At 75.6% G+C, this 25,837-nt stretch carries 22 protein-coding genes; 10 read left to right on the forward strand and 12 right to left on the reverse strand.

All coding sequences use genetic code 11. The features are described from left to right. Window positions 1–21 precede the first annotated feature (21 nt). Window positions 22–1,251, reverse strand: a complete 1,230-nt coding sequence (gene dnaN / locus ACFPK1_RS01195; RefSeq protein WP_378019066.1) for a DNA polymerase III subunit beta — start codon at window positions 1,249–1,251, stop codon at window positions 22–24. 1,005 nt (window positions 1,252–2,256) lie between these two features. Further along, window positions 2,257–3,927, reverse strand: a complete 1,671-nt coding sequence (gene dnaA, locus ACFPK1_RS01200) for a chromosomal replication initiator protein DnaA (RefSeq protein ID WP_378019067.1) — start codon at window positions 3,925–3,927, stop codon at window positions 2,257–2,259. Between the two features lie 401 nt (window positions 3,928–4,328). Here dnaA and rpmH point away from each other — a divergent pair, with 401 nt between their 5' ends. Both rpmH and rnpA read left to right on the forward strand, forming a co-directional pair. Continuing rightward, window positions 4,329–4,472, forward strand: a complete 144-nt coding sequence (gene rpmH / locus ACFPK1_RS01205; RefSeq protein ID WP_274283187.1) for a 50S ribosomal protein L34 — start codon at window positions 4,329–4,331, stop codon at window positions 4,470–4,472. 115 nt (window positions 4,473–4,587) lie between these two features. Then, window positions 4,588–4,944, forward strand: a complete 357-nt coding sequence (rnpA, locus tag ACFPK1_RS01210) for a ribonuclease P protein component (RefSeq protein ID WP_378019542.1) — start codon at window positions 4,588–4,590, stop codon at window positions 4,942–4,944. Here rnpA and ACFPK1_RS01215 read toward each other — a convergent pair. Continuing rightward, window positions 4,934–5,716, reverse strand: a complete 783-nt coding sequence (locus ACFPK1_RS01215) for an FkbM family methyltransferase (protein WP_378019068.1) — start codon at window positions 5,714–5,716, stop codon at window positions 4,934–4,936. The two genes, rnpA and ACFPK1_RS01215, sit on opposite strands and share 11 nt — an antisense overlap. A 147-nt stretch (window positions 5,717–5,863) precedes the next feature. Here ACFPK1_RS01215 and yidD point away from each other — a divergent pair, with 147 nt between their 5' ends. The 7 genes from yidD (at window position 5,864) to ACFPK1_RS01250 (ending at window position 12,109) form a co-directional block, all read left to right on the forward strand. Next, window positions 5,864–6,214, forward strand: a complete 351-nt coding sequence (gene yidD / locus ACFPK1_RS01220) for a membrane protein insertion efficiency factor YidD (protein WP_378019069.1) — start codon at window positions 5,864–5,866, stop codon at window positions 6,212–6,214. Further along, entirely contained in the window at window positions 6,208–7,491 is a 1,284-nt protein-coding gene (gene yidC, locus ACFPK1_RS01225; RefSeq protein ID WP_378019070.1) for a membrane protein insertase YidC, read from the forward strand. Before yidD ends, yidC begins: the two co-directional genes overlap by 7 nt. 165 nt (window positions 7,492–7,656) lie before the next feature. After that, window positions 7,657–8,238, forward strand: a complete 582-nt coding sequence (locus tag ACFPK1_RS01230; protein ID WP_378019071.1) for a Jag family protein — start codon at window positions 7,657–7,659, stop codon at window positions 8,236–8,238. 82 nt (window positions 8,239–8,320) lie between these two features. Continuing rightward, window positions 8,321–9,019 (forward strand): 16S rRNA (guanine(527)-N(7))-methyltransferase RsmG, encoded by a 699-nt coding sequence (gene rsmG / locus ACFPK1_RS01235; RefSeq protein ID WP_378019543.1) that lies wholly within the window; start codon window positions 8,321–8,323, stop codon window positions 9,017–9,019. Between the two features lie 115 nt (window positions 9,020–9,134). Further along, entirely contained in the window at window positions 9,135–10,067 is a 933-nt protein-coding gene (locus ACFPK1_RS01240; protein WP_378019544.1) for a ParA family protein, read from the forward strand. A gap of 62 nt (window positions 10,068–10,129) precedes the next feature. Beyond that, complete coding sequence (locus ACFPK1_RS01245) at window positions 10,130–11,206, forward strand: ParB/RepB/Spo0J family partition protein (RefSeq protein ID WP_378019072.1); 1,077 nt, start codon at window positions 10,130–10,132, stop codon at window positions 11,204–11,206. 234 nt (window positions 11,207–11,440) lie between these two features. Continuing rightward, window positions 11,441–12,109 carry a GNAT family N-acetyltransferase gene (locus ACFPK1_RS01250; protein WP_378019073.1) on the forward strand — a complete coding sequence of 223 codons (669 nt, stop codon included), beginning with the start codon at window positions 11,441–11,443 and terminating at the stop codon, window positions 12,107–12,109. An 82-nt stretch (window positions 12,110–12,191) separates the two neighbouring features. Here the strand turns inward: ACFPK1_RS01250 and ACFPK1_RS01255 are convergent, their stop codons facing one another. The 9 genes from ACFPK1_RS01255 to ACFPK1_RS01295 form a co-directional block, all read right to left on the reverse strand. Next, window positions 12,192–13,349 carry an N-acetylmuramoyl-L-alanine amidase gene (locus ACFPK1_RS01255; RefSeq protein ID WP_378019074.1) on the reverse strand — a complete coding sequence of 386 codons (1,158 nt, stop codon included), beginning with the start codon at window positions 13,347–13,349 and terminating at the stop codon, window positions 12,192–12,194. A gap of 244 nt (window positions 13,350–13,593) precedes the next feature. Next, complete coding sequence (gene trxA / locus ACFPK1_RS01260) at window positions 13,594–13,920, reverse strand: thioredoxin (protein WP_337705867.1); 327 nt, start codon at window positions 13,918–13,920, stop codon at window positions 13,594–13,596. 46 nt (window positions 13,921–13,966) lie between these two features. Beyond that, window positions 13,967–15,082 (reverse strand): thioredoxin-disulfide reductase, encoded by a 1,116-nt coding sequence (gene trxB, locus ACFPK1_RS01265; protein WP_378019075.1) that lies wholly within the window; start codon window positions 15,080–15,082, stop codon window positions 13,967–13,969. Between the two features lie 49 nt (window positions 15,083–15,131). Next, window positions 15,132–15,758 (reverse strand): hypothetical protein, encoded by a 627-nt coding sequence (locus tag ACFPK1_RS01270; protein ID WP_378019076.1) that lies wholly within the window; start codon window positions 15,756–15,758, stop codon window positions 15,132–15,134. Beyond that, window positions 15,755–16,420: an RNA polymerase sigma factor SigM gene (gene sigM, locus ACFPK1_RS01275; protein ID WP_378019077.1), complete on the reverse strand. Its 666-nt coding sequence runs from the start codon at window positions 16,418–16,420 to the stop codon at window positions 15,755–15,757. The genes ACFPK1_RS01270 and sigM overlap by 4 nt, the downstream gene beginning before the upstream one ends. A gap of 56 nt (window positions 16,421–16,476) precedes the next feature. Beyond that, window positions 16,477–18,405 (reverse strand): protein kinase family protein, encoded by a 1,929-nt coding sequence (locus tag ACFPK1_RS01280; protein WP_378019078.1) that lies wholly within the window; start codon window positions 18,403–18,405, stop codon window positions 16,477–16,479. A gap of 119 nt (window positions 18,406–18,524) precedes the next feature. Continuing rightward, window positions 18,525–20,492, reverse strand: coding sequence for a murein biosynthesis integral membrane protein MurJ (gene murJ / locus ACFPK1_RS01285; RefSeq protein ID WP_378019079.1), 1,968 nt, complete (start codon window positions 20,490–20,492; stop codon window positions 18,525–18,527). 515 nt (window positions 20,493–21,007) lie between these two features. Further along, window positions 21,008–23,305 (reverse strand): DUF6049 family protein, encoded by a 2,298-nt coding sequence (locus tag ACFPK1_RS01290; protein ID WP_378019080.1) that lies wholly within the window; start codon window positions 23,303–23,305, stop codon window positions 21,008–21,010. Next, a complete protein-coding gene (locus tag ACFPK1_RS01295) occupies window positions 23,302–23,730 on the reverse strand; it encodes an NUDIX hydrolase (RefSeq protein WP_243741718.1) in 429 nt (142 codons plus the stop codon). Before ACFPK1_RS01295 ends, ACFPK1_RS01290 begins: the two co-directional genes overlap by 4 nt. Before the next feature lie 178 nt (window positions 23,731–23,908). Here ACFPK1_RS01295 and ACFPK1_RS01300 point away from each other — a divergent pair, with 178 nt between their 5' ends. Continuing rightward, window positions 23,909–25,366: a CCA tRNA nucleotidyltransferase gene (locus tag ACFPK1_RS01300; protein ID WP_378019081.1), complete on the forward strand. Its 1,458-nt coding sequence runs from the start codon at window positions 23,909–23,911 to the stop codon at window positions 25,364–25,366. Window positions 25,367–25,837 lie beyond the last annotated feature (471 nt).

Consider the following 25,837-nt stretch of genomic DNA (forward strand, 5'->3'; position numbering starts at 1 on the left):
CGGGATGGGGGCGGGCGGGCGTCAGCCCGGGAGCCGCACCGGCATCAGGAGGTAGAGGTACCCGGGACGGGGGTCCGGGAGATCGTCGGCGTGGTCGCCCGGACCGGGCTCGACGGCGGTGGCGCCGCCCTCGGCCGGGTCGGTCTCGGCGGCGCCGCCGTCGTCGCCGGCCGGGCTCGCCGGACGCAGCAGCGCGGGACGGCTCGGCGTGGTGAACGACAGGTGCGCGTGGTCGGCCCCGAGGGCGCCCAGGCCGTCGAGCAGGTAGCCGGGGTTGAACGCGATGGTCAGCGGCTCGCCTACGAAGCGGCAGGAGAGCTCCTCCTCGGCGCTGCCCTCGTCGTCGCCGCCCGCGGTGAGGCGCAGCGTGTCGTCGCCGAACTCGAGGCGCACCTGCGTGCCGCGCTCGGCCACCAGCGACACGCGCTTGATCGCCTCGACCAGCGGCGCGATCTCGATGACCGCGGCCGAGGTGTGCTCCTTGGGCAGCAGCTGGCGGTAGCGCGGGAACTCGGCGTCGAGCAGCCGCGTGGTGGACCGGCGCCCGCCGCCGGCGAGGCCCAGCAGGCCGTCGCCGCGGGCCAGCGCGAGCTCGATGCGCGAGCCCGACGACGTGAGCGTCTTGGCCGCCTCGGCGAGCGTCTTGGCGGGGGCGAGCAGCGCCACCTCGCCCGACTCGCCGGCGCCCGCGCTCTCGCCGGGCTCCCAGGAGAACTCGCGGACGGCGAGACGGAAGCGGTCGGTGGCGGCGAGCGTCAGCGTCGAGCCGTCGATCTCGATGCGGATGCCGGTGAGCATCGGCAGCGTGTCGTCGCGCCCGGCGGCCACCGCGACCTGGGAGACCGCCTGGGCGAACACCTCGGGCGCGAGCGCGCCGGCGACCGGCGGCATGTCGGGCAGCTGCGGGTAGTCCTCGGCCGACATGGTCGGGAGGCTGAACCGGGCGTTGCCGCACGCGATGGCGGCGCGCGGGCCGTCGACCGTGACGTCGACCGGGTGCGGCGGCAGGGCCCGGGTGATGTCGGCGAGCAGCCGTCCGGAGACCAGCGCGCGCCCGGCGTCGCCGATCATGGCCGGGACCTCGACGCGGGCGGAGACCTCGTAGTCGAACCCCGAGACCGTCAGCGTGCCGTCGCCCTCGGTGTCGAGCAGGACGCCACCGAGGACCGGGACGGGCGCGCGACTCGGCAGGCTGCGGGCGACGAAGGCGACGGCGTCGGCGAGGGCGTCTCGTTCGACGCGGAACTTCATCGCGGGTCCTCCCCCTGCTCGGCCGTGCTGTGGCGTGATCCCTGGACGCGGGGCACCCCGGCGCGGGTGCATCACGGTAGAGCGTGCAGGAGGGGTCCGACACTCCGGGCCCGATCTCGATCCCAACCGATCGGGTAGCCCTCGCCCGACGGCGGCGAGGCTCCGTCCACCCGTCCACACCACCTGTTCTTCCGTAGTTCCCTGAAGAGAGAAGAACAGTAGAAGCAGTAAGTCCTGTGCGTGGTGTGGATCGAGCCCGTCGGCGCTGGTGGGGCGCCGGATCCGGTGTGGACACCTCGGCGCGGGCGGTGCCCGGATCCGGGGACAGACCGGCGTGTCCGGTGGACGGACGGCGCCCCGTGCTGCTCGTCCCTGCCGTTTCCACCGGCGCGCGGCGGATGTCCACAGACTTGTCCCCAGCTGTGGGTCGATCGGGAGTCGAACGATCGCGGTGTGCTACCGGGCCCGATACTCGGCGACGGCCGCCGTCGTTTCGTCGCCGGCGGATGCCTCCGTTGGTCACGCTGTGTCGCTCGACATGACGCCGGTCGTCGACGGAGCGTGGTGATCATGGCGGTTCCGGGCGCTGCGGGCTGCGCGTCGCCCGGGGCGGCGGCCGGCGGGTGGGGCCGGGCGCGCGGGGTGCAGCGAACGGCGCGTTCGCTGCGCGGGACGGAGCGAACGGCGCGTTCGGTGCGGTGACGCGCGGTCCGGCGGGGTTCTCCGGGCGTGCGCGGAGATCAGGAGCGTGTGGTGTGCGCCGGGCGTGGGGCGCGGGTGGACCAGGTGCTGGTGATCTCGGGACGACGGGCAGGCCAGCTCGACGAGCGGGGCGCTCCGTTGGCGAAGGGCGCCCCTCGCCGATCTATCCGACCGAAGGTGCCCTTCGGTCGACACAGGCGGAGCGCTCGACGAGCGGGCGCTCCGTTGGCGGAGGGCGCCCCTCGCCCGTCGTTTCGACCGACGGTGCCCCTCGCTCGAAATCAGGCGCGGCAGCGCGACGCGTCAGCCGCGGGCGCGCTGCTTGATCCGCGCGGTGAGCTCCTGGACCTGCTCGTAGGTCCGGCGCCGTTCGGCCATCTCCTTGCGGATCTTCTTGTCCGCGTGCATGACCGTCGTGTGGTCGCGGTTGCCGAACGTCTGCCCGATGCGGGGCAGGGAGAGGTCGGTGAGCTCGCGGCAGAGGTACATCGCGATCTGGCGGGCCAGGGCGAGCGCCTTGGTCTTGCCCGGGCCGCAGAGGTCGTCGATCGACACCGAGTAGAACTCGGCGGTCACGGCCATGATCGTCGGCGCCGTGATCTCCGACTGCCGGGAGTCGGGGATGAGGTCGCGCAGGACGATCTCGGCGAGCTGCAGGTCGATCGGCTGCCGGTTGAGCGAGGCGAACGCCGTGACGCGGATCAGCGCGCCCTCGAGCTCGCGGATGTTGCGCTCGATGCGGTCGGCGATGAACTCGAGCACCTCGGGCGGCGCGGCCATCCGCTCGCCCGCGGCCTTCTTGCGCAGGATCGCGATGCGCGTCTCGAGCTCGGGCGGCTGGATGTCGGTGATCAGGCCCCACTCGAAGCGCGTGCGCAGGCGGTCCTCGAGCGTCTCCAGCCGCTTGGGCGGGCGGTCCGAGGACACGACGATCTGCTTGTTCGCGTTGTGGAGGGTGTTGAAGGTGTGGAAGAACTCCTCCTGCGTCCCCTCCTTGCCCTCGAGGAACTGGATGTCGTCCACGAGGAGCACGTCGACGTCGCGGTAGCGGCGCTGGAAGGCCACCTTGCGGTCGTCGCGCAGGGAGTTGATGAAGTCGTTCGTGAACTCCTCGGTCGACACGTACCGCACCCGCATCCCCGAGAACAGCCGCTGGGCGTAGTGCCCGACGGCGTGGAGCAGGTGGGTCTTGCCGAGCCCGGAGTCGCCCCAGACGAACAGCGGGTTGTAGGCGCGGGCCGGTGCCTCGGCGACGGCGACCGCGGCGGCGTGCGCGAACCGGTTCGACGCCCCGATGACGAAGGTGTCGAAGGTGTACTTCTCGTTGAGGCGGGTCTGCGAGCGCGGGGCGCCGCGCGCCGGGTCGGGCCCGGTGTCGCGCAGCTCGGCCATCGGCTCGCCGGGCGTGCGCGGCGGCCAGATCTCGTGGACGGCGGCGAGGCCGTCACGGACCTCGTCGACCTCCTCCTCGGGGTGCGCCCGGTCCGGGTTGTGGGTGACCCGCCCGACGCCGGCCGCCGCGGCGATCGCCTCGGCGCGGTGCGACGAGGTCGGCTCCGAGGGCGAGGACGTCGCCGCGAGGTAGCCGGTGTCGGGACCGGAGTGGTGCCCGTCGCCGGACGGGTCGCCGTTCGCGACGGGCAGCGTCACCCGCGGCAGCGGCGAGGTGCTGGGGCCGACCTCCGGGGTGGGGCGCGCGCTGTGGTCGACGCGGACGGCCAGCGAGACGGGGCGGCCGATGTGGCGGGAGAGCGCGGCGACGATCGGGTCGCGCAGCGCCCGCTCGATGGCCTCCTTGGCGAACTCGCTCGGGGCGGCCAGCAGTGCGGTGTCGTCGAGCAGCCCGAGCGGGCGCGTCACCCGCACCCAGGCCCGCTGCTGGGGGGAGAGCATGGCGCCGTCGCCGGAACCGGCGGTGAGCTCGGCGACGACCTGGCCCCAGGTCTCGTCGAGGTCGAAGAGCTGGTCCGACACCGCGCACCCCCTCCGTCCCTGACCCGCCGTGAGGACCGTCCGACCCGCCCGTGGGCATGCGCGTCCACAGTCTTGTCCACAACTGTGCACGACGGCTCGTTGGCGGTGACGAGCGGGTGCGACGGGCGCCCCCCAGCGCCCGGGTCCTGTTCTGTCCCCCGCTCGGGCGGCACGCGTGCCGGACCCGGGAGCCGAGGTCCGCGTCCTCGGCGAGTGGTGGACGCTAACAAGGTCCCGGCAGCGGCCACAACCTCCCCGCCCCGGGTGGCCGGACCCGGGGTGCGGCCGCCCCGGGCGGCACCGGCTACCCTGGTCGGGACCGGAGCCGACGTCCGACGGGGCGTTCGGCACCCACCGTGGCGCTGCGCTCACGCGGCGCGTTGGAGCAGGAGAACCCGAAAGTGGCCAAGGGCAAGCGCACGTTCCAGCCGAACAACCGTCGGCGCTCGAAGACCCACGGTTTCCGGCTGCGCATGCGGACGCGCGCCGGCCGTGCGGTGCTCGCCGCGCGTCGCCGCAAGGGCCGCGACACGCTCAGCGCCTGATCGGTGTGCGGGCACGGCCCGCCGGCACCACAGCTCGGACGGGACCGCTCCCTCGGGGACGCGGTCCCGTCGTCGTGTGTACCGGTCCGTGCGACCGCGCCGCCGGCGCCTCGGCATGCTCCCCCGCCCCCTCCGGATCACCCGGCCCCAGGACTTCCGTCTCGTGCTGCGCCGTGGACGGCGCGCCGGGAGGAAGCGGCTGGTGGTGCACGCGCTGGCGCCCTCGGTGGTGCCGCCGACCCCGGACCGTCCGGCCCGCGCCGGCCTCGTCGTGGGGCGCGCGGTCGGCCCCGCGGTCGTCCGGCACCGCGTCAGCCGGCGCCTGCGTCACCTGCTGCGCCCGCGGCTGGAGGCGCTGCCGCCGGGCACCGACCTCGTCGTGCGCGCGCAGCCCGCGGCCGCCGACGCGACCTCGGCGGAGCTCGGTGACGACCTCGACGCCGCGCTCGCCCGCCTGCGGCTCAGGGACTGAAGAGGTAGTTGCGCTCGGTGTCGACGATCCCCGCGACGGGCCGCCAGCCCGCCGACCACGTGTGCGCCCGGTACCCCAGCTCGCCGGTGAGCCGGGCGAAGAGGTCCGCGGCGTCCACGCCGTACTTGCGCGTGTGCCGGTCCTCGATCTCGAGCAGGAGGTGGGGCCGGTGACCGGCCAGGGTGCCGACGGCCCCGTCGAGCAGCGCGCCCTCGGCCCCCTCGACGTCGGCCTTCACGAACGACACCCGCGTCGGCACGAGGTCCGCGACGACGGCGTCCAGGGTCTCGACGGCCACCGACTCGAGGCGGTGCCCGGCGAACTCGCGGTTCGGGCCGGCGTCCCGCGCGCCCGCGGTGACATAGGCCCGTCCGTGGACGGGCAGCCCACGCCGGCGGGGGACGGACAGCTCGGCGGTGCCGGGCGCACCCCCGAGGGCGAGGCGGTGCAGGTGCACCCACGACAGGCCGGCGGCGCGGACGCCGAGCTCCAGCGCCCGGTGCGCGCCCTGCTGGGGCTCGAAGGCGTGGACGACGCCGCGCGGCCCGACCAGGTCGGCGAGGACGTGGGTGTAGAGCCCGAACTCGGCGCCGATGTCGAGGCAGACGTCGCCCGGGCCGACGAGGTCGGCGAGCCCGACGATCTCCTTCTCGACGACCGTGCCGCGGCGGGCGGCCGCGACGAGCGCCGCGGCGACCGCGCGGGACCGGCGCGTGCCGCCGATCCCGGACCCGCTGGGTCGTTCGGTGGGTGGCCCTCCGGCGATCGACACGGCGCGGATGCTCCCACGGGAGCGCGACGGGCCTGCCCGGGCGGTCGCTTCCCGGCGCGCGGACGGGCACCATGGGAACGACGACCGGGACCGGCGCGAGCACATCCGCGGCGCGCGACCGCGGCCCCGACGAGGAGGACGGCATCGGTGGGTGAGGTGGCCGCGTCCCCCGACGCCGGCGCGCGCCGCCCCTCGATCGCGGTCCGCGCGCTGGTCGCCGTGCTGCGCTTCTACCAGCGGTGGATCTCGCCGATGTTCCCGCCCTCGTGCCGCTTCCACCCCAGCTGCAGCGCCTACGCCGTCGGCGCGCTGCGCACCCACGGGGTCGTGATCGGCACGGGGTTGACCCTGGTCAGGGTGGCCAAGTGCGCACCCTGGCACCCTGGAGGCCTGGATCCGGTGCCGCCCCGCGAGCACCGGACGCGGTGCGGGTGGCCCCGCCGCGCCGCCGACACGGGGGCCGACACCCCTGACACCGAGGAGCGAGAGCAGTGCTGAACTTCATCTACTACCCGGTGTCGGGAATCATGTGGTTCTGGCACGAGGTGTTCAGTTTCGTCCTCGGGCCCGCCAGCGGCCTCGGCTGGGCGCTGTCGGTGATCTTCCTGGTCTTCACCCTGCGCGCGCTGCTGATCAAGCCCTTCATCAGCCAGGTCCGCTCGATGCGGAAGATGCAGGAGTTCCAGCCGCAGATCAAGAAGCTGCAGGAGAAGTACAAGAACGACCGCACCAAGCTCGCCGAGGAGATGCAGAAGCTCCAGAAGGAGCACGGGGTCAATCCCCTCGGCGGCTGTCTGCCCCTGCTGGTCCAGCTGCCGGTCTTCATCGGTCTGTTCCACGTGCTGCGCGGGTTCCAGCCGAACTACCCGTACAACTACGTCTTCGACCGGGCCGACATCGAGTCGTTCACCAACGCCGACATCTTCGGCGTCAAGCTGAACGAGGCCATCGCCGGCGGCATGCAGTCGCTGGGCACCTTCAGCTTCAACTTCGGCGAGTTCCAGGCGCACGTCCTGCCCGTGGCGCTCCCCCTCATGATCCTCGCGGCGGTCGCCACGCACTTCACCGCGCGCGTCTCGCAGCAGCACCAGAGCCCGGCGGCCGCGGCGAACCCGCAGGCCGCGATCATGGGCAAGATCACGATGTGGCTGTTCCCGGCCGGTCTGCTGGTCTTCGGTGCCTTCTTCCCGATCGCGATCCTCATCTACTTCCTGAGCCAGAACACGTGGACGCTCGGCCAGCAGTTCCTCATCTACCGCAAGATCGCCCGCGAGGAGGAGGAGAAGCGCGAGCAGGCGCGCGAGCAGCGTGACGCCCTCGCTCCCAAGCCGGGCCAGAAGCCCCAGGTGGGTCAGAAGCCGCAGGTCGGCCAGAAGCCCCAGGTGGGCCAGAAGCCCCAGCGCCAGGGTGCCGAGACGGTCGCCGACGACGACGTGCTCGACACGACGGGCGACGACGACGCGGGTGACGCGGACAGCGCGGCGCCGGCGACCCCGCAGCCCGCCGCGAAGAACGGCGCGGCCAAGGGCGGCGGCAAGAACGGGTCCGGGCGCCGGGCCCCCGGCAAGGTCGGGCCGGCCCGGTCCGGCGCCGCCCGCCAGAGCTCCGGCAACGCGAGCCCGGGCAAGGTCAACCGCGGCGGCGGGTCGGGCAACGGGTCCGCGAACGGCGCCGGCAACGGCAACGGGGCCGGGAACGCAGGCAAGGGCGGCGGCAAGGGCGGGCAGCTCGCGTCGTCGGGCCAGGGCAACAAGCGCGGCAAGAAGAAGAAGTAGCTCGCCGGCGGCGAGCGGTGACGGCCCGGCGCCGTCCCCTCGCCGCCGCGGGCTCCCGGCCACCGCGCGCCAGCGCGAGCCGGACCCATCGACCCGCACGCGCGCGGAGAGCGGCGCGGCGCGTGCCAGGAGAGGCCCCGGCGGGGCCCGGCGGAAGGAGACGGCGTGTCGGAGACGGTGGCGTCGCAGGAGAAGGACGAGTCCGTGGCGGAGTCCGGGCCGGACTCCGGTCCGGCGAGGTCCGGGCCGGCCGAGGACGCGACGCGCGCGGAGCGCAGTTCCGAGGACCAGCTCGTCCGTGAGGGCGACATCGCGGGCGACTACCTCGAGCGCCTGCTCGACATCCTCGACTTCGACGGGGACATCGACCTCGACGTGGAGGCCGGCCGCGCGGTGGTCAGCGTCGACGGCGGCAAGGACCTCGAGAAGCTCGTGGGGGCCCGGGGTGACGTCCTCGAGGCCCTCCAGGAGCTGACGCGTCTTGCGGTGCAGCAGTCGACGGGCTCCCGCAACCGCCTCATGCTCGACGTCGCCGGCTGGCGCTCGCAGCGTCGGTCGGAGCTGACCGACCTCGGTCGGACGGCGGCCCAGGAGGCCAAGGACACCGGGCGCGCCCAGCGGCTGCGGCCGATGACGCCGTTCGAGCGCAAGATCGTGCACGACGCCGTCGCCGCGGCCGGTGGGGTGCGCAGCGAGAGCGAGGGCGAGGAGCCCCGCCGTCGCGTCGTGGTCCACCCGGCGGGCTGAGCACGGTGCCCGGTACCTCTGTTCCACGTGGAACACGGCCGTGAGCACGACCCGCGACGGGTCACCGGACGGCACGGGGCCGATCGACACCCCGGCCGTGCCGGCCACCCCGGCCGCGGCCGCCGAGGTCTTCGGTGACCGGCTGGCGGCCGCGGAGCGCTACGTCGCCCTGCTGGCCGGCCCCGGTCACGAGCAGGGCGTGATCGGTCCCCGCGAGCTGCCGCGGCTGTGGGACCGGCACGTCCTCAACAGCGCGGCGGTCGGCGAGGTCCTGCCCGCCGACGCGTCCGTGGTCGACGTGGGGTCGGGCGCGGGTCTCCCCGGCGTCCCCCTCGCGCTGGCGCGACCCGACCTCGCCATCACGCTCCTCGAGCCGATGGCCCGCCGCGTGGCGTGGCTGGAGCGGGTGGTCGACGAGCTCGGGCTGGCGGTCACCGTCGTCCGCGGGCGCGCCGAGGAGCGGGAGGCGCGCCGGCGCTGCGGGGAGAGCGACGTGGTCACGGCACGCGCCGTGGCGCCGATCGGGCGACTCGCGACCTGGACGCTCCCGCTCGTGCGGCCGGGTGGGATCCTGGCGGCGATGAAGGGTGCGAGTGCCGCGAACGAGATCGAGCGGGACCTCAAGGAGATCCGCGCGGCGGGTGGGGACGACCCCCGGGTGGTGCGGTGCGGCGTGGGAGACGCGGCGACGACCGTCGTGCTGGTAAGCCGGAGCGAGCGCGGCCCCTCCCCCGGTTCCGGACGCCGCGCCCGCGGCAGGAAGGATCGTGCCCGTGACTGAGCGACCGACCTCCCCGTCCGGCCGCACCGTTCCACGTGAAACGCGCGGTGACCGACCGTCCGCCGAGAAGGTGCGCGAGGCCGTCAGCGACGCCGCGGCGAGTGTCGGCGCGGGCGTGGTCGGTGCCGGTGAGGTCCTCTACCCGCACGGCGAGGAAGGCCTCACGCCGATCGCGGAGGAGGCGGCGCGCGCCGCGCGGGTGCTGCACCCCGAGGACCACCGGCTGCCCCGCCCCGCGGAGCGCCGCATCATCACCGTCGCCAACCAGAAGGGCGGCGTCGGCAAGACGACCAGCACGGTAAACCTCGCCGCGGCGCTGTCGCTGCACGGGGCGCGCGTGCTCGTCGTCGACCTCGACCCGCAGGGCAACGCCAGCACCGCCCTGGGCGTCGACCACCGCAGCGGCACGCCCTCGATCTACGAGGTGCTCCTCGGGGAGATGACGATCGACGAGGCCGCCGCGGTGTGCGGCCGCGCCGACGGCCTGTTCTGCGTCCCGGCGACCATCGACCTGGCCGGCTCGGAGATCGAGCTCGTGTCGATGCTCAACCGCGAGTCGCGGCTCAAGAACGCGCTCACCGCCGACGCGCTCGACCGGCTGGACGTCGACTACGTGCTCATCGACTGCCCGCCGTCGCTGGGCCTGCTCACACTGAACGCGATGGTCGCCGCGCCCGAGGTGCTCATCCCGATCCAGTGCGAGTACTACGCGCTGGAGGGGCTCTCCCAGCTCCTCAACAACATCGCCCTCGTGCAGTCGCACCTCAACCCGGGGCTGCACGTGTCGACGATCCTGCTGACCATGTACGACGGCCGCACCAAGCTCGCCGACCAGGTGACCTCCGAGGTGCGCAACCACTTCGGCGAGGTCGTGCTCCGCACGGTCATCCCGCGCAGCGTCAAGGTCTCGGAGGCGCCCGGCTTCGGCCAGACCGTCCTCACCTACGACCCGGGTTCCCGTGGGGCGATGAGCTACCTCGACGCCGCCCGGGAGTTCGCCGCCCGCGCGATCGTGCGGCGCCAGCCCGAGGGCGAGGGAGCACGATGAGCGAAAGGGCGGACACGGAGCGGTCAAGGGAGCACGCCGATAGGGGAGCTGGACCATCGAGGGTGGAGCGTCGGGGCGGCCTGGGACGCGGGCTCGCCGCCCTCATCCCCACCGGGCCGCCCGAGACCGAGGGCACCCCCGCGCCGTCGCGCCACGGGCTGGGCAACCAGGCCGCCGACGTCGTGTTCGGGTCGCGCCGCACCGACACCGCGGCACCGGCGGCCGACGAGCCGGCGTCCACGTCGAACGGTGCCGCGTCCGCCCCGGAGGCGTCGGGCGAGGTCGCCGGTGCGGTGTACCGCGAGGTGCGCCTGTCGGGCATCCGCCCGAACCCGCGGCAGCCGCGCACGGTGTTCGACGAGGAGGCCCTCGCCGAGCTCGAGCACTCCATCCGCGAGTTCGGGCTGCTGCAGCCGATCGTCGTCCGCGAGCTGACCGAGCCGGAGCCGGGTTTCGACGGCGGCCCCGTGCTCACCCACGAGCTCGTCATGGGCGAGCGCCGCTGGCGCGCCGCCCAGAAGGTCGGCCTCGAGCACATCCCGGCGATCGTCCGGCGGACGCCCGACGACACGCTGCTGCGCGACGCGCTGCTGGAGAACATCCACCGCGTCCAGCTCAACCCGCTCGAGGAGGCGGCCGCCTACCAGCAGCTGCTCACCGAGTTCGACGTGACGCACGAGCAGCTCGCCGACCGCATCGGCCGCAGCCGGCCGGCGATCACCAACACGATCCGGCTGCTCCGGCTGCCCGTCGCGGTGCAGCGCCGCGTCGCCGCCGGGGTGCTCTCGGCCGGCCACGCCCGCGCCCTGCTGGGCCTCGACGACGCGGGCGCCCAGGAGGAGCTCGCGGCGCGCATCGTCGCCGAAGGTCTGTCGGTGCGCGCGGCGGAGGAGGCGGTGACGCTGGCGCGCGGAGGGCAGCCGCCCGCCAAGCGCGCGCCGGCCCGGCGGCCGATGCACGCGCCGGGGCTCCAGGACCTCGCGGAGCGGCTCTCGGACACGTTCGACACCCGGGTCAAGGTCGAGCTGGGCCAGCGCAAGGGCCGGATCGTCGTGGAGTTCGGCTCGGTGGACGATCTGGAGCGCATCGCGCGTCTGATGGGTCCGGACCCCTCCTCGGGCCCCCCACCCCGGGACTGATAGTCCAGGGTCTCAGCGTCGATCTGGGGGCGCCCTGAGATCGACGCAGAGCCGCGACAGGCGCCCGAGTCCGACCGCGGTGGGTGGTTCCGGAGGGCGATTGGTCCACCCGGGGGACCCGCGACCGGCACCGTCCGGAGGCGGGACCGTATCCTCACGGCGGCAACGGTCGGGCGGACGCAGCGAAGCGGCACCCGGCTCTCATGGCCGGGTCGGTCGGGGAAGGCGGAACGCGTGTCGCGCACCTGTGTCGGGGTCACCCTCGACAACATCGAGGAGCTGCCGAAGCAGTGCCGCCGCTGTGTCTACTGGGAGATCCCCCCGCACCTGAGCGACCAGGCCGAGGAGTTCGGGACCCTCGAGCTAGAGAAGGAGGCCTGGGTCTCCGGCGTGCTGCTCGAGTGGGGCAGCTGCGGGCGGGTCGCCCACGTCGACGGCGTGCCGGCCGGGTTCGCGTTCTACGCCCCGCCGACGGTGGTCCCCCGCGCGGCGGCGTTCCCGACGGCCCCCGTGTCGCCGGACGCCGTGCTGCTCTGCGGCCTCCACGTCCTGCCCGACTTCGCCGGTGAGGGCATCGGGCGCCTGCTGATCCAGGACGTCGTCCGCGACCTCACGCGCCGCGGCGTCAAGGCCGTCGAGGCGTTCGCCGACGACACCGAGCGTCCGCGCGCCGAGGGCCACGGGCGGACCGACCTGGACACCCCGACCTGCGTGCTCCCGGCAGCGTTCCTGCGCGCGGTCGGTTTCAAGACCGTCGCGCCGCACCCCCGCTGGCCCCGGATGCGCTACGAGCTGCGCACCGGCTTCAACTGGAAGGAGGACGTCGAGGCCGCCATCGCCCAGCTGCTGGGCTCGGTGACGATCTCGACGGCCCCGGCCGCCGCGCCGGCGCGCGCGAACTAGCACCCGAGGCGCGGGAACGGCAGGACAGCGCGAGGAAGGAGCGCTGTCCTGCCGTCTCCTCGTCGTCGAGGAGGGCGTGAGCTCAGACGCCGGCGGGCCGATTGCTCTCGCGCTGCAGGACCTCGGCCCAGGTGAACGTGCCGGTGGGCTTGTCGTCCTGGCCGAGCAGGTAGAGCCGCTTGACCGCGACGAGGATGCCCTCGGCGACGACGTCGCGGAACCCGGGGTCGAGCAGGGCGGCGCGGTCGCGGTCGTTGGTCAGGTAGCCGATCTCGACGCGCACCGCGGGCATGCGGGTGAGCCGCAACAGCTCCCAGGGCCGCGGGTGCACCCCGCAGTCGAGCATCCGGGTGCGGGCCAGGAGCTCGCGGTGGATGAAGCCCGCGAGGGCCTCGCCGACGGTCGAGGTGGCGCCGTTGCCGGTGCCGAAGTGGAACGCGGCCAGGCCGTTGGCGGCGGGGCTCGCGTTGGCGTCGACGTGCAGCGAGAGCACGACGTCGGCCCCCGCCGAGTTGGCGAAGCCGGCGCGCTCGGCGTCGGTGGGGCAGTCGTGCGGGCCGTGGGAGAGCAGCGCCTCCATGCCGGCCGCGGCCATCCGGCCCTCGAGGCGGCGGGCGACGTCGCCGACGATCCCGGCCTCGGTGACCGCCTCGGCGCCCTGGCCCACCGAGACACCGCGGTCGGCGCCGCCGTGGCCCGGGTCGATGACGATCCGCTTGCCCGACAGCCGGGGCCCGGCGCGGTGCAGGCGCTCCTGCTCACGCAGCAGGCCGGGACGGCCGCCGGTGACCTTGCGGCCGAGGTAGCCCAGGTGGCGCAGGGTGCGGGGCCCGCACATGCCGTCGGGGCTCATGCCGTAGTCGCGCTGGAAGCTGCGCAGGGCCTGCTCGGTCTGGCGGCCGAAGACACCGTCCGCGCGTCCCGAGTCGTACCCGAGCTCCAGGAGGCGCTCCTGCAGCGAGAACACGTCGTCGCCCGTGAGCGGCTGCTGGGTGTTGAGCAGCAGCATGCGGTCGCCGAGGGCCCACCGGGCGTCGCGCAGGGCGCGGTAGGTGGCGGGCCCGACGATGCCGTCGGTGATCAGCCCGCGGTGCTGCTGGAAGATGCGCACGGCCTGCTCGAGCTGGTCGTCGAACAGGGCCGGCCCGGGGCCGGCCGGCTCGAGGATGCCCATCTCCTCGAGTGCTGCCCGGACCTCGGCGACCGGCGGGCCGGCGTCACCGCGGCTCAGCAGCTGCATGCACTTCGCTCCCGATCGTCTGCGTCCGGGATCCGGACTCCACGTGTCGTCGCGCCTTCACTGGCGTCTCATTGTGCCCTGTCCCGGGCGTCCCACCGTGAAGCGGGGCAATGTCGTTCGGCGGCCGCAGGTCACGGTTCGGGCTCGCCGGGCGGACATGCGACGGCGCCGGGCGGCCGTCCGTGAGGACGGTCACCCGGCGCCGGGTGCGACGGACGGTCGCCGATCCTCCGTGGCGAGGAGATCAGGCGAGCACGTCGGAGAGGTCGTCGAGCAGGACCGACTTCGGCTTGGCGCCGACGATCTGCTTGACCGGCTTGCCGCCCTGGAAGACCAGGAGGGTCGGGATCGACATGACCTGGTAGTCCCGGGCGGTGGCCGGGTTCTGGTCGATGTCGAGCTTGGCCACGGTCAGCTTGTCGCCGTGCTCGGCGGCGATCTCCTCGAGGACCGGCGCGACCATCTTGCAGGGGCCGCACCAGGTCGCCCAGAAGTCGACGACGACGGGCTTGTCGCTCTGCAGGACCTCGTCGGCGAAGGTGGCATCGGTGACGTTCACGGGCGCGCTCATCGCGGCTTTCCTCTCCCAGGGGATGGTGACGGCATGTCGGGACGGATCAGGACGGGGCGGGGACGGCTGCGTCGATCGGGCCGGCGGGCTCGGGCGAGCCTTCGTCGACCGAGCCGTGGGTGCCCCCACGGGCCACCGGACCACCGTCGCGGGCGTGGATCGAGTCGAGCTCGTCCACCTCGGCACCGTCGACGCCCGGGGTGGGCGGCGGCGCGGTGTCGCGGGTGTTGTCGGGCTGCTCGGCGAGCCAGCGCTCGGCGTCGATCGAGGCCTGGCACCCGCTGCCGGCGGCCGTGATGGCCTGGCGGTAGGTGTGGTCGACGAGGTCGCCGCAGGCGAACACGCCGGGGACGTTGGTGCCGGTGCCGGGCAGCGCCACGCGGACGTAGCCCTCGTCGTCGGTGTCGACGACGTCGCGCACGAGACCCGAGCGCGGGTCGTGACCGACGGCGACGAAGAAGCCCGTCACGGGCAGCGTCTCCTCCTCGCCGCTGATCGTGTTGCGCACCCGCACGCCCTCGACGGTGGTGTCGCCGAGGACCTCCTCGACCACCGTGTCCGTCCGGATGGTGATCTTCGGGTCCTGGCGGGCGCGCTCCAGCATGATCCCGGATGCCCGGAATTCGCTGCGACGGTGCAGGATCGTCACCGACCGGGCGAAACGGGTGAGGAAGGTAGCCTCCTCCATCGCGGAGTCGCCGCCGCCGACCACGACGATGTCGTGGTCGCGGAAGAAGAAGCCGTCGCAGGTGGCGCAGGCGCTGACGCCGCGGCCGAGCAGCTTCTCCTCGCCGGGGACGCCGAGGTAGCGGGCCTGCGCGCCCATCGCGAGGATGACGGCGCGGGCGCGGTGCTCGGTGCCGTGCGCGCGGACCGACTTGACCTCGCCGTGGAGGTCGAGGGCGTCGACGTCCTCCGGGCGCAGCACCGCCCCGAACCGCTCGGCCTGGCGGCGCATGCGGTCCATCAGCTCGGGGCCCTGGATCTCGTCGGCGAACCCGGGGTAGTTCTCGACGCCCGTGGTGGTCATGAGGGCGCCGCCGAACTGGCTGCCCTCGAACACCACCACGTCGAGCTGGGCGCGCGAGGCGTAGACCGCCGCCGTGTACCCGGCCGGGCCCGAGCCCACGATGATGACGTCGTGGATGGTCTGGTCGCTCACGTGGGCGTCAACGTCCCGGGGCCCCTCAGGATTCCCCGCGCGGTGCCGCTCACCGGCCGACGAGCGTGTCGGACACGGTGAGCGGTGCCCCGGCGGCGCATCCCGGCTCGACGACGAGCAGCCGGAAGCGCGCGGCCACCCCCGTCGGCAGGACGAGCAGCACGCCGGGACGCCCGTCGACGACGACCTGGCGTGCGCCGGCCGGTCGGGTGCCCGCCGGCACCCCGTGTGCGGCGAGGCAGCCGGCGAGGCGTCCCGGGTCGGCGAGCGGTCCGTAGTCGGTGCGGCCCAGTCCGGCACGCAGGGCCGACACGCCGTCGCCACTGCTCAGCATCGGCGTGTCGGGGACGGGCGCCGCGGTCGGTGCGGGCGCCGGGGCCGCCGGCCCGGTGACGGACGCGACGACCGCCGCGATCGCGGCCGCCGCCGCGACGACGGCCAGCGCGGCGCCGGCGAGGACGCGGCGGGGCCGTCCTCGCCCGGTGCTGCTCGCGGGCGGGGTGGCCCGCTCCGCCGCGAGCGCCCGGTCGATGTCGCCCAGCAGACCGGCCGGCATCGCCGGGGCCTGCGCGCCGTGGGCCGCGAGGTCGGCCCGGGTGCGTGCCAGGGCGGCGGCCACCACGGGGTCGTCGGGATCGGGGAGGTCGTCACGGTCGGGGTCACGCTCGTCGCTCACGGTCCTCCTCCCCTCCGGGCTCGTCCGCGCGGTCCGCTCGTGGATTGGACGCCGCCGGCGCCCCCGGCGTTCCCGCCGGTCTCGTGCTCGCCCGGACCGTCCGTGGCCTCCGCGCGGGGCCGCAGGTGCCCGAGCAGCCCGGCCAGTCGGCCCCGTGCCCGCGCGCAGCGGCTCTTGATGGTGCCCTCCCGGACCCCGAGGACCGCGGCGGTCTCGGTGATCGAGAAGCCGTGCACGTCGACGAGCACCACGGCGAGGCGCTGGCCGTCCGGCAGCGTGGCGAGCGCGTCGGCGACCGTGAGCCGGGTGAGGTGGTCGTCGATCCCGTCGCGCGGCGTGGGCAGGTCGTGACCGGCGAGCGGCTCGACGGCGCGGGTGCGGCGCCGCCGGATGCGGTCGAGGCAGGCGTTGACGGTGATGCGGTGCAGCCACGTCGACACCTCGGACTCCCCGCGGTAGCGGTGTGCGCTGCGCAGGGCGGACACGAAGGTCTCCTGGACGGCGTCGGCAGCGTCCTCGCGGTGGTCGAGGGTGCGGAAGGCGAGCAGCCACAGGCGCTCGGCGTAGCGGCGCACGAGTTCGTCGAACGCCCCGGCCTGCCCCGCCACGTGCGCCGCGAGCAGCTCGCGGTCGCTGCGCGGATCGGACGGCGGGTCGGGCACGGAGCTGGACGCTAGCCAGCGGGGCCCTGCTCACGGGGCCGTTTCGGGAAAGCCGGTCAGGGGCCGGCGCGCTCGATCGTCACGTCGGCGAGCTCGCTGACGTACCGGTCGTCGTCGTCCTGGCCCAGCGCCGTGATCCAGATCAGCAGGTTGCCCGTGGGCGGCGCCGCCTGCAGGGGGATCCGCAGCTGGTCGCCCTCGACCGTCCCGGTGCCGAGGAGCTGGGTCTGGGCGACCGGCACGTCGGCGGCGGGCGCCGACCGGATCTCGATGCGCGTGCCCGGGCTGGGCGAGCGCACCGTGACCGCGGACACCGCGGACGGTGCCGTGAAGGTGGTCATCATGCCGATCCCGGGCTTGAGCGCCGGGAGCTGCTGGCGGTACTGCGAGGTCGACCAGGTGGTCGACGGGTCGTTGTCCGCGGCGCGGTTGATGCGCGTCGGGTTGTCGGGGCTGCCGGCCGGGCTGTACACGGCGACGCTCGAGAGCTGCACCGGTGTGCCCGGCGCCGGCGCCGGGGCGGGTGCCGGCGCGGGCGCCGGGGCCGGGGAGGCGGGCGGGGCCGCCGCCGTGGGCTCGGGCGGGATCACGACCACCGGCGGGGCCGACGAGCCGCCGCCCGCGACCACCGAGACGACCTGGTAGGTGACGAACCCGAGGATCGCCAGGGTGGCGATCACCAGCGCGGTGACGCCGACGCGCAGCTTGCGCTTGCGCGAGGGGTCGGGCACCGGCTCCGGGACGGCGTCGTCGTGCCAGACCTCGGTGGGGTCGTCGGCGTCGATCGTCTGGCCGTTCTCGAGCACCGGCAGCAGCACGCCGTCGTCCTCGAGGCCCTCGCGCATCTGCGTGACGAGGCGGTGCACGGCGGCCGCGGTGCGGATACCGCCGTCCTCGTCGAGGGTGCGGTCGACCAGCGCCGCGAGCTCGGTGGGCAGGTCGGGGCGCAGCTGGCGCGCCGACACCGGCGCGCCGTCGGGGCCGTGCGGCGCGGGCCGCAGGCCGGCCGGGGTCCGCGCGCCCTCGCCGCCGGGCCACCGGGCGGTGAGCAGCAGGTACAGCAGGGCACCGAGGCCGTGGACGTCGTCGGCGTTGGAGGCGTCGCCGCGCGGCATCGGGAACGCGAGCCGGGTGGCCGCCCGGGCGCTGACCCGCACGCGCTGCGGGTGGTCGAGGCCGAGGACGAGCCCCGACCGGTGCGCGGCGGCGACCGCGTCGGCGAGGGGCTCGATGACGCGCAGCGCGGCGCTGGGGCGCAGCGGCCCGTCGGCGACGAGCTCGGCGAGGTCGCGGCCCGGCGTCCACTCGGCGACCGCGGCACCCAGCACCCCGGGCGGGAGCGGGCTGCCGCCGGGCCGGACGACGTCGAGGATGCGGGCGGCGTGCGGGTGCTCGAAGTGCGCCGAGCGGGTGGCCCGCGACAGCATCGCGGAGGCGCGCGCGTCGCCCTGCCAGGAGCCGACGAGCAGCGTGATCGCCACGTCGCGCTCGAGCATCACGTCGCGCGCCTTCCACAGGGTGGCGTCGGCGCTGCGGTCGCGGCCCACCTCGGCGACCAGGCGGTAGCGCTCGGCCAGCAGCGTGCCGGGCATGAGCGCCCCGGCGTGGGGCATCGGGCCGGACGACGGGCCGGGGCGCAGCGGACCGCGTCCCGGGCGGCGGGGCGGCGCGGGGAAGGGCGCCGACGGCGGGCCCGGGGGGCGGCCGGGACCGGGACCCTGCGCGGCGGGACCGCTCGGTGCGCGCCCGGCGCCACCGGCACCGTTCGGCGTTCCGGCACCGTTCGGGGTGCCGGAGCCGTTGGGGGTGGCGGCGCCGTTCTCGGGGGCGGCGGAGGGCGCGACGTGCATCGTCGGCCCGTCGAGGCCGACACCGGTGCGGCGTGGCACGCGCGATTCGTGTCCGTTCGCGCCCTGCGCCGCGGCCTCGGTCTCCTCGGACGAGGGGCCCGCGGGCGAGCGCTCTCCCGACGGTTCGCCGGCCACCCTCCTCACCTCCCCCTCGACGTCGTGAGCCTACGGGACCGACGGTCCGCCTCGGGGGACGCCGGGCCCGCCCCGGGGGTTGCCCATCACCACCCCGGTGCCACCCGCGTGGACCAACGTCAGCTCGTGGACGCCCGCCCGCGGCCCAGCAGCCGGCGCAGCCGCGAGACCACGGGCTCCAGCTCGGGCACCCGCAGCAGCCGCATGGCCACCGCGACGACCACCAGGAAGACCGCCGACCCGCTGACGAGCACGAGCCACGACCGCAGCACCAGCGAGGTGCTCCCGCCGAGGACCCGCTCGAGCAGCGTCACGCAGAGCACGGCCACGAGCACGGCGACGATCGACGCGAGCAGCGTGAGCACGAACGTGCGCAGCACCCGGCGGGTGTCGAGGTTCCCGAGCCGGATGCGCAGCCAGATGTTGCCGACCACCAGGCCGACGACGAACCCGAACGCGTTCACCCCGGCCAGCCCCAGCACGACCTGCTCGGGCGGCAGCAGCACCGGGCACAGGTAGGCCATCGGCACCTTGATCGCCGTGATCACGACCATGATCAGTGTCGGCGTGCGGGCGTCGTTCATCGCGTAGAAGACGCGCATCTGGAGCATCACGACCGCCATCGGGAGCAGGCCGAACGCGGACGCGGCCATGGCGCCGCCCAGCGCCGCGGCGCCCTCCGGGCCCGAGCGCCCGACGCTGAACAGCGCGACGCCGAGCTGCGAGCCGAAGACGGTGAGCAGGGCGCTCATCGGCAGCAGCGTCACGGTGGACAGGCGGGTGCCCAGCGAGAGGTCGGCGACGACCTGGTCGGTGCGCCCGTTCGCGGCGGCGGCGCTCATCCGGGGCATCAGGGCGGTCAGCAGCGACACGCCGAGCACCCCGTAGGGCACCTGGATGAGCAGCCAGGCGTAGCTGTAGATGGCCGGCCCGCCCTCGTCGGAGCCGGAGGCGACCCGCAGGATCGCGGCGAGGCCGACCTGGCTGACCAGCACGTACCCCACGACCCACGCCGCGAGCCCGCCGAACGCCGAGAGGCGGCGGTCCCACCCGAAGCGCCACTTCCAGTGGAAGCCGACGCGGCGCATCGCCGGGAGCATCACGGCGGCCTGCACGACGATGCCCAGCGTGCTGCCCACGCCCAGCACCAGCAGCTGGGTGTCCGAGATGCCCTCCGGGGGCGACGGGAGCACCGCGTAGATGCCGAGCGCGACGAGCGCCACGAGGTTGTTGAGCACCGGCGCCCACGCGGCGGGACCGAAGTTGGCCCGCGAGTTGAGGATCGCGCCGAACAGGGCGCCCATGCCGTAGAAGAAGATCTGCGGCAGGAGCAGGTAGGCGAAGTCGACCGCGAGCTCGACGTCGACGCTCGGGTCCAGGTACGGCCGGATGAGCAGGGGCGCCGCGACCACCGCGAGGGTGGTCGCGATCAGCAGGCCCACGGTCGCGCCGGAGAGCAGCTTCTGGGCGAACGCGTCGCCGCGGTCGCCGTCCTCCTTCGCTGCCTGGACGAGGACGGGGATGACGACGCTGGTCAGCACCCCGCCGAGCAGGAGCTCGAAGATGATGTTCGGCAGGGTGTTCGCGACGTTGAACGAGCTGCCGACGAGGTTGAGGCCGACGATCGCGGTGAGCCCGAGGGTGCGCAGGAAGCCCGTGAGACGGCTCACGAGGGTCGCGACGGCCATGCCGCCCGACGCCTTCACGAGCGCCTTGTCGTCGCGCCCCGACTCGTCCGCCGGATCGCGGGGCTTCGGGACGGCGGGCGCGCCGTCCTCGAGGGGCGCCCGCGGGAGCAGCACGGTCTCGTCGGCGGACCCCGCGTAGCTCCACGACGCGAGCGGGGCCGGGCGGGCGGTGCGCACGGTGCGCTCGTCGCGCGGGCCGGTGCGCAGGACCTCGGTGCGGTGCGGGTCGACCGCCGGGCGCCCGGGCACCGTCGCGGTGAGGTCGCCGGCGTCGGCCGGGTCGGCGGCCGCCGTGGTGTCGACGGCCTCGACCGCGGCAGTGGGCGCGGTCAGGCCGGTGGTGGACGGCTCGTCCGCGGCGGCGCCGGGCGGCGAGCCCGGCGGGCGGACCGGGGGCACGGGAGAACCGCCGGCGGGACCGCCCGGTGCCGGGCGGCCCGGGCGGTGCACCGGTCCGGGACGTCCGGCCGGGGGTGGTCCGGCCGGCGGTGGTCCGGCCGGCGGTGGTCCGGCCGGGGGTCGGGGCGGGCCCGGAGGCGCTCCGTGGGGCGGTGCCGGCGCACCCCGGGGCGGCGCGGGCGGGGGCCGGGGCGGCGCGGCGGGCGGGCCCGGCGGGGAGCCCGGGGGCGGTCCCGGCACGGGTCCGCCCGGCGGCGGGCCGTGCGGGGCGCCCTGCGGGGGCCGGGCCTCCGGCGCCCCGGACGGCGGGGCCGGGCACGGCCCGTGCGGCCCGTGCGGCCCGGACTGTCCGGACTGTCCGGACGGCCCGGCTGTCGGCCGGCCCGGCCGGTCGGGCGGGACGTCGCCGTGGGCGGGCGGCGGAGGGACGACCTCGGGAGCCGCGTCGGCCTCGCGCCCGGCCCCGACCTCGTCGGCGGGCGCGTCGTCCGGCCGGTGGCCCGGGTCACGGGCGGTCACCGTCTCTGCAGCTCGCGTGTCGGCAGGTCCGGTCCCTCCGGGCTGGTCGGGTCGCCGCGCCGGCGCCTGCGGCGGGACCTGCGGTCGCGCCGGGCCGCCAGCACCCGGCGAGCGATCCGGACGCTCGCCAGGATCACCAGCACGACGGCTGCGGACGCGGTCAACCACACCGTGATCGTGCCGTAGGCCGTCGATCGCAGCAGCAGACGAGCCGTGGGTCCGAGAGGTTCACCCCCCGGTGTCCGGGCCTGCGCGTCCACCTGGAACTGCCCGGCCCGGGTGACCTCGACCTCCACCTGGACCTGCCTGCTCCCGAACGCGGGCACGGTGACGACGGGCAGCGGCCCGGTGCGCAGGCCGTTCGTGGGCTCGAGCACGACCTGGACCCGGACGGCCACCGGCAGCCGGTTCTCCACGGTCAGCAGCAGCGGGGCGTCGTTGGTCCCCAGCGAGTACGACCCGGAGGGCTGGACGACCCGCACCGCGGCGCGCAGCTCGGCGGCCTGCCGCTCGACGGCCCCGATCTGCGCCTCCTGGGCGACCGGATCGCCGCGCCACGCCGCGGAGAGGCTGCGCAGGATGTTGTCGGTGAGCGGTTCGACGAAGTCGGACGGCGAGGGCGCGCCGACGCCGTCGCGCTCGGTGGCGGCGAGCAGCGCGCGCTGTCCGTCCCGGACCTCGACGGCGCGGGCCACCACCGGCGCGGCCACGGCGTCGACGTCCCCGGCGCGGGGTCCCGGGGTGGCCGCGGGCAGCGGGGTGCCGGCACCGACCGGTCCGACGAGGCCGGCGAGGTCGACGGGGCGCGCGAGACCGAGGCGCGTGAGGTCCTCGATGCCCGCGAACAGGGCGCTCGCCTCGGCGCCGCTCGCGGCCCAGTCGGCGGGCGGCGCGAGCACGGTGACGGGCGGCGGCCCGCTCGTGGGCGTCTCCTGCAGGGCCCGCAGCCCCAGCACACCGAGGGCGTCCTGGGCGGCGAGCGGCGCGGCGGTGCCGGCGGGGCTGGTGGAGTCGCCGGGGTCGTCGTCGCCGGTGCGCGGGGCGAGCGCCTCGAGGGCGACCGGGTCGAGGGCGACGGCGGCCGGCCCCGGCGCGCCCGGCAACCGGGCGAGCGCGCCGGTGGGGAGGGTGCCCGCGAGGACGTCGCCGTCGAGCAGCACGGTGCGGGTGCCGCCGGCGGCGAGGTCGGCGAGGGCCCGGTCGTCGAGGACGCCGCCGGCGGGCCACACGGTGCCGGGGACCGGCGTGGTCCCCAGGATGTCGCCGACGCGCCGGGTGCCGGTGCTGATCGCCGCGGCGGACAGGTCGGTGGCCCCGCGGGCGGTGGCGACGAGGTCGGTGCCGGCGTAGGGCAGGGCGGTCACGCAGCGGCCGCGGGCCTGGGTGCGGACCGCGTCGAGCCACCGGCCCGCGGCCACGGCCCCCGCGCCGGGCACGGTGCCCCCCGCGGTGCGGACCTCGTAGCCCCCGGCCATCGCCTGCGCGGTCTCCAGCAGGTCGGCGTCGACCGCCAGGCAGGTCGACCGCGCGGCCGCCGAGCCGGGCGGCGCCGCGCGGCCGAGGGCGTCGACGAGCCCGGCGAGCCGCCCGCCGGGGGCGAACGACGTGGCCAGGTCGTCGTCGGTGAGCAGCGTGGGCGCGCCGGGCAGGACGGGGACGCGCCGGGGGCGGTCGGCGAGCGGGTAGAGCAGCGAGACCGCGGCGGCCCGGCCGACCGGGGGTGCCGCCGGCGGGCCCCCGCCCGGCACGCCGACGACCGGGAGCAGGACGCGGACCGCGCCGAGACGGGTCGCGCCCGCACCGCCGAGGGCACCGTCGACGCCGACCAGCAGGGGGTGCACGCCCGGCGCCGCGATCGCCAGCGACGCCGGCCCGGTGAGCGGCACCCGGACGAGGAACGGCGCCTCGGTGCCCGGCGCGATCGCCGCGGCGACCGCGACCGGCGGCGTCCGCACCGCGGCGCCCGCCCCGCCCCCGTCGAGCGCGCCGAGCGCGGCGCGGCTGCCCGACACGGCCGCGCCCCGCTCGAGGCGCACCGTCACGTCGCGGCCGGTGACCGCGGACCGGTTGACGACCCGCCCGCTGACGACCAGCTCCGGCGGCCCGTCGGCGGTGACCACGCGGGGCGTCATCGTGTCGAGCACGACGTCCACCGTGCGCTCCGGCGGCGCCGCCACCGCGGCGGGCGGCGCGACCAGCACCAGCAGCAGGCCCGCCAGGGCGGCCACGAGGCCCGGCGCGAGGGCCCGCAGCGGACGACGAAGGGCTCCCCGCGGGCGGCGGGGAGGGCTCACGCCGACTCCTCCAGGATCTGGGCGGCGCGGCGCACCAGGCGGCGCTCGTCGGCGTAGGCCAGGCGGGAGTCGAGCTCGCCGAGCGGCACCCAGGCCACCTCGGTGACCTCGACGTCGGCGTCGGAGAGCTCGCCGCCGTGGGCCCGCAGCAGGTAGTGGTGCACCGTCTTGTGGATGCGGCGGTCCTCGGCGACGAACCAGTAGTCGATGCTGCCGAGGAACGCCCGCACGGACGCGATGATGCCGGTCTCCTCCTCGACCTCCCGCACGGCGGCCTGCTCCGCGGTCTCGCCCTCCTCGAGGTGACCCTTCGGCAGCGACCACAGCAGGCGCCCGCGACGGTCGAGGCGGCCGATGAGGGCCGCACTCGTGCCGGCGGCGTCGACGACGAGGCCTCCCGCCGAGGTCTCGTCGACCGTGCGCATCCGCCGCCGGGAGCCACGCCGTCGCCGGTCGCCGGACCGGCGGGACGGGCTGGACACGACCGCGATCGTACGGCGCCCCCGCCGTGACGGGGATCTGTCCGCGGATCGACGCGCGGGTGTCGTGCTCGCGGATCCGCCCTCCCGGCCGCTCCGCCTGCTCGCGGTAGCCTGTCCTGTCGTGCCCGGACCCGCGCCAGCCCCTACGTCCACGACCGGCGCCGATCACGCGGCGGTGGTCGAGATGCTGAGCTACGCCCCCGTGGCCGACGAGCTCGCCCGGCGGTTCGCCGACGCCGGCCACCGCCTGTACCTCGTCGGCGGGAGCGTGCGCGACGCGCTGCTCGGTCGGTCCTCCAGCGACCTGGACTTCACCACCGACGCGCGCCCCGACGTGATCCAGCGCCTGGTGTCCGGGTGGGCCGAGGCCGTCTGGGACACGGGGATCGCCTTCGGCACCGTCGGCGCGGCCCGCCACGGCGTCACCCTCGAGATCACCACGTTCCGCGCCGACGCCTACGACGGCGTGACCCGCAACCCCGTCGTCGCGTTCGGCGACACCGTCGAGGGCGACCTCGTGCGGCGCGACTTCACCGCCAACGCGATGGCGCTCTCGCTGCCCGACCGCACGTTCGTCGACCCCTACGGCGGGCTCGCGGCGCTGGCCCGGGGCGTCCTCGACACCCCGACCGACCCGCGGACCTCCTTCGGCGACGACCCGCTGCGCCTGCTGCGCGCGGCCCGCTTCGTCTCGCAGCTGGGCTTCGAGGTCGCGCCGCGGGTCCGGCAGGCGATGACGGACATGGCGCCCGAGCTCGGCCGCATCACCGCCGAGCGCGTGCAGGCGGAGCTCTCGAAGCTGCTGCTCGGCGCCCACCCGCGGCGCGGGATCGAGCTGATGGTCGACACCGGGCTCGCCGACGTCGTGCTGCCCGAGGTGCCCGCGATGCGCCTCGAGATCGACGAGCACGCCCAGCACAAGGACGTCTACGAGCACTCGCTGACGGTCATGGAGCAGGCGATCGGGCGCGAGACCGACGGCCCCGACCTCGTGCTGCGCCTGGCCGCGCTGCTGCACGACATCGGCAAGCCGGCCACCCGCAAGGTCGAGCCGGGGAAGCGGGTGAGCTTCCACCACCACGAGGTGGTCGGCGCGAAGATGACGCGCCGGCGGCTGCGCGAGCTGCGCTACCCGAAGCAGGTCGTCGAGGACGTCGCGCAGCTCGTGTTCCTGCACCTGCGCTTCCACGGCTACGGCAAGGGCGAGTGGACCGACTCCGCCGTGCGCCGCTACGTCACCGACGCCGGGCCGCTGCTCGACCGGCTGCACAAGCTCGTCCGGTCGGACTCGACGACGCGCAACAAGCGCCGGGCCGCCGCTCTGCAGCGCTCCTACGACGACCTCGAGGAGCGGATCGGCCGGATCGCGCAGGAGGAGGACCTGGCGCGCGTGCGCCCGGACCTCGACGGCAACGCGATCATGGAGCTGCTGGGTCTCCCGCCCGGTCCGCTGGTGGGGAAGGCCTGGCGCCACCTCAAGGACGTGCGCCTCGAGCGCGGGCCGCTCGACCACGACGAGGCCCGCGAGGAGCTGCTGCGGTGGGCGGCCGATCAAGGGATCGCGGAACCGGACGGCTGACGGCTGCGTCGAACCGGGTGTGACCTCACTGGCCTATGTCTTCGGCACCGGGGAGGGCCCGGTGCACCGTCACGTCTCGCGCGCCGACCTCGACCTGGGCCCGCCCGGCGACCCCGACCGCGACCTGGACGCGGTCGCCCTCGACTTCGACGGCGACGGGCGGGTCGACGACGCGCTGTGGGACGCCGACGGCGACGGCGTCGCCGACCGCTCGGTGCTCGACCTCGACGACGACGGCCGCCCGGACCACGCCTACACCGACCCGTCCGGGCGCGGGCTGTGGGACGCGCGGGTCCCCCTCGACACCGCGCCCGCGGCGGGCGCGGTGCTGTCCTGGACCGATGTGCGCGGCCGGTCGGCGCAGGGCACGCCGGGGCTCGACACCGACGGCGACGGGGTGCTCGACGGCGTCGCGGTGGACGCCGACCACGAGCCGGGCGCGGAGGTGGTGTGCGACCTCGACGGCGACGG

Source organism: Actinomycetospora rhizophila, from assembly GCF_042657905.1.
Taxonomy (GTDB): Bacteria; Actinomycetota; Actinomycetes; order Mycobacteriales; family Pseudonocardiaceae; genus Actinomycetospora; species Actinomycetospora rhizophila.

Excerpts from the sequence above, each read along its gene's own strand:
- ACFPK1_RS01255 (WP_378019074.1), bottom strand. The coding sequence starts at position 13,349 with ATGCAGCTGCTGAGCCGCGGTGACGCCGGCCCGCCGGTCGCCGAGGTC.
- dnaN (WP_378019066.1), bottom strand. The coding sequence starts at position 1,251 with ATGAAGTTCCGCGTCGAACGAGACGCCCTCGCCGACGCCGTCGCCTTC.
- trxA (WP_337705867.1), bottom strand. The coding sequence starts at position 13,920 with ATGAGCGCGCCCGTGAACGTCACCGATGCCACCTTCGCCGACGAGGTC.
- ACFPK1_RS01295 (WP_243741718.1), bottom strand. The coding sequence starts at position 23,730 with ATGCGCACGGTCGACGAGACCTCGGCGGGAGGCCTCGTCGTCGACGCC.
- rnpA (WP_378019542.1), top strand. The coding sequence starts at position 4,588 with ATGCTCCCCCGCCCCCTCCGGATCACCCGGCCCCAGGACTTCCGTCTC.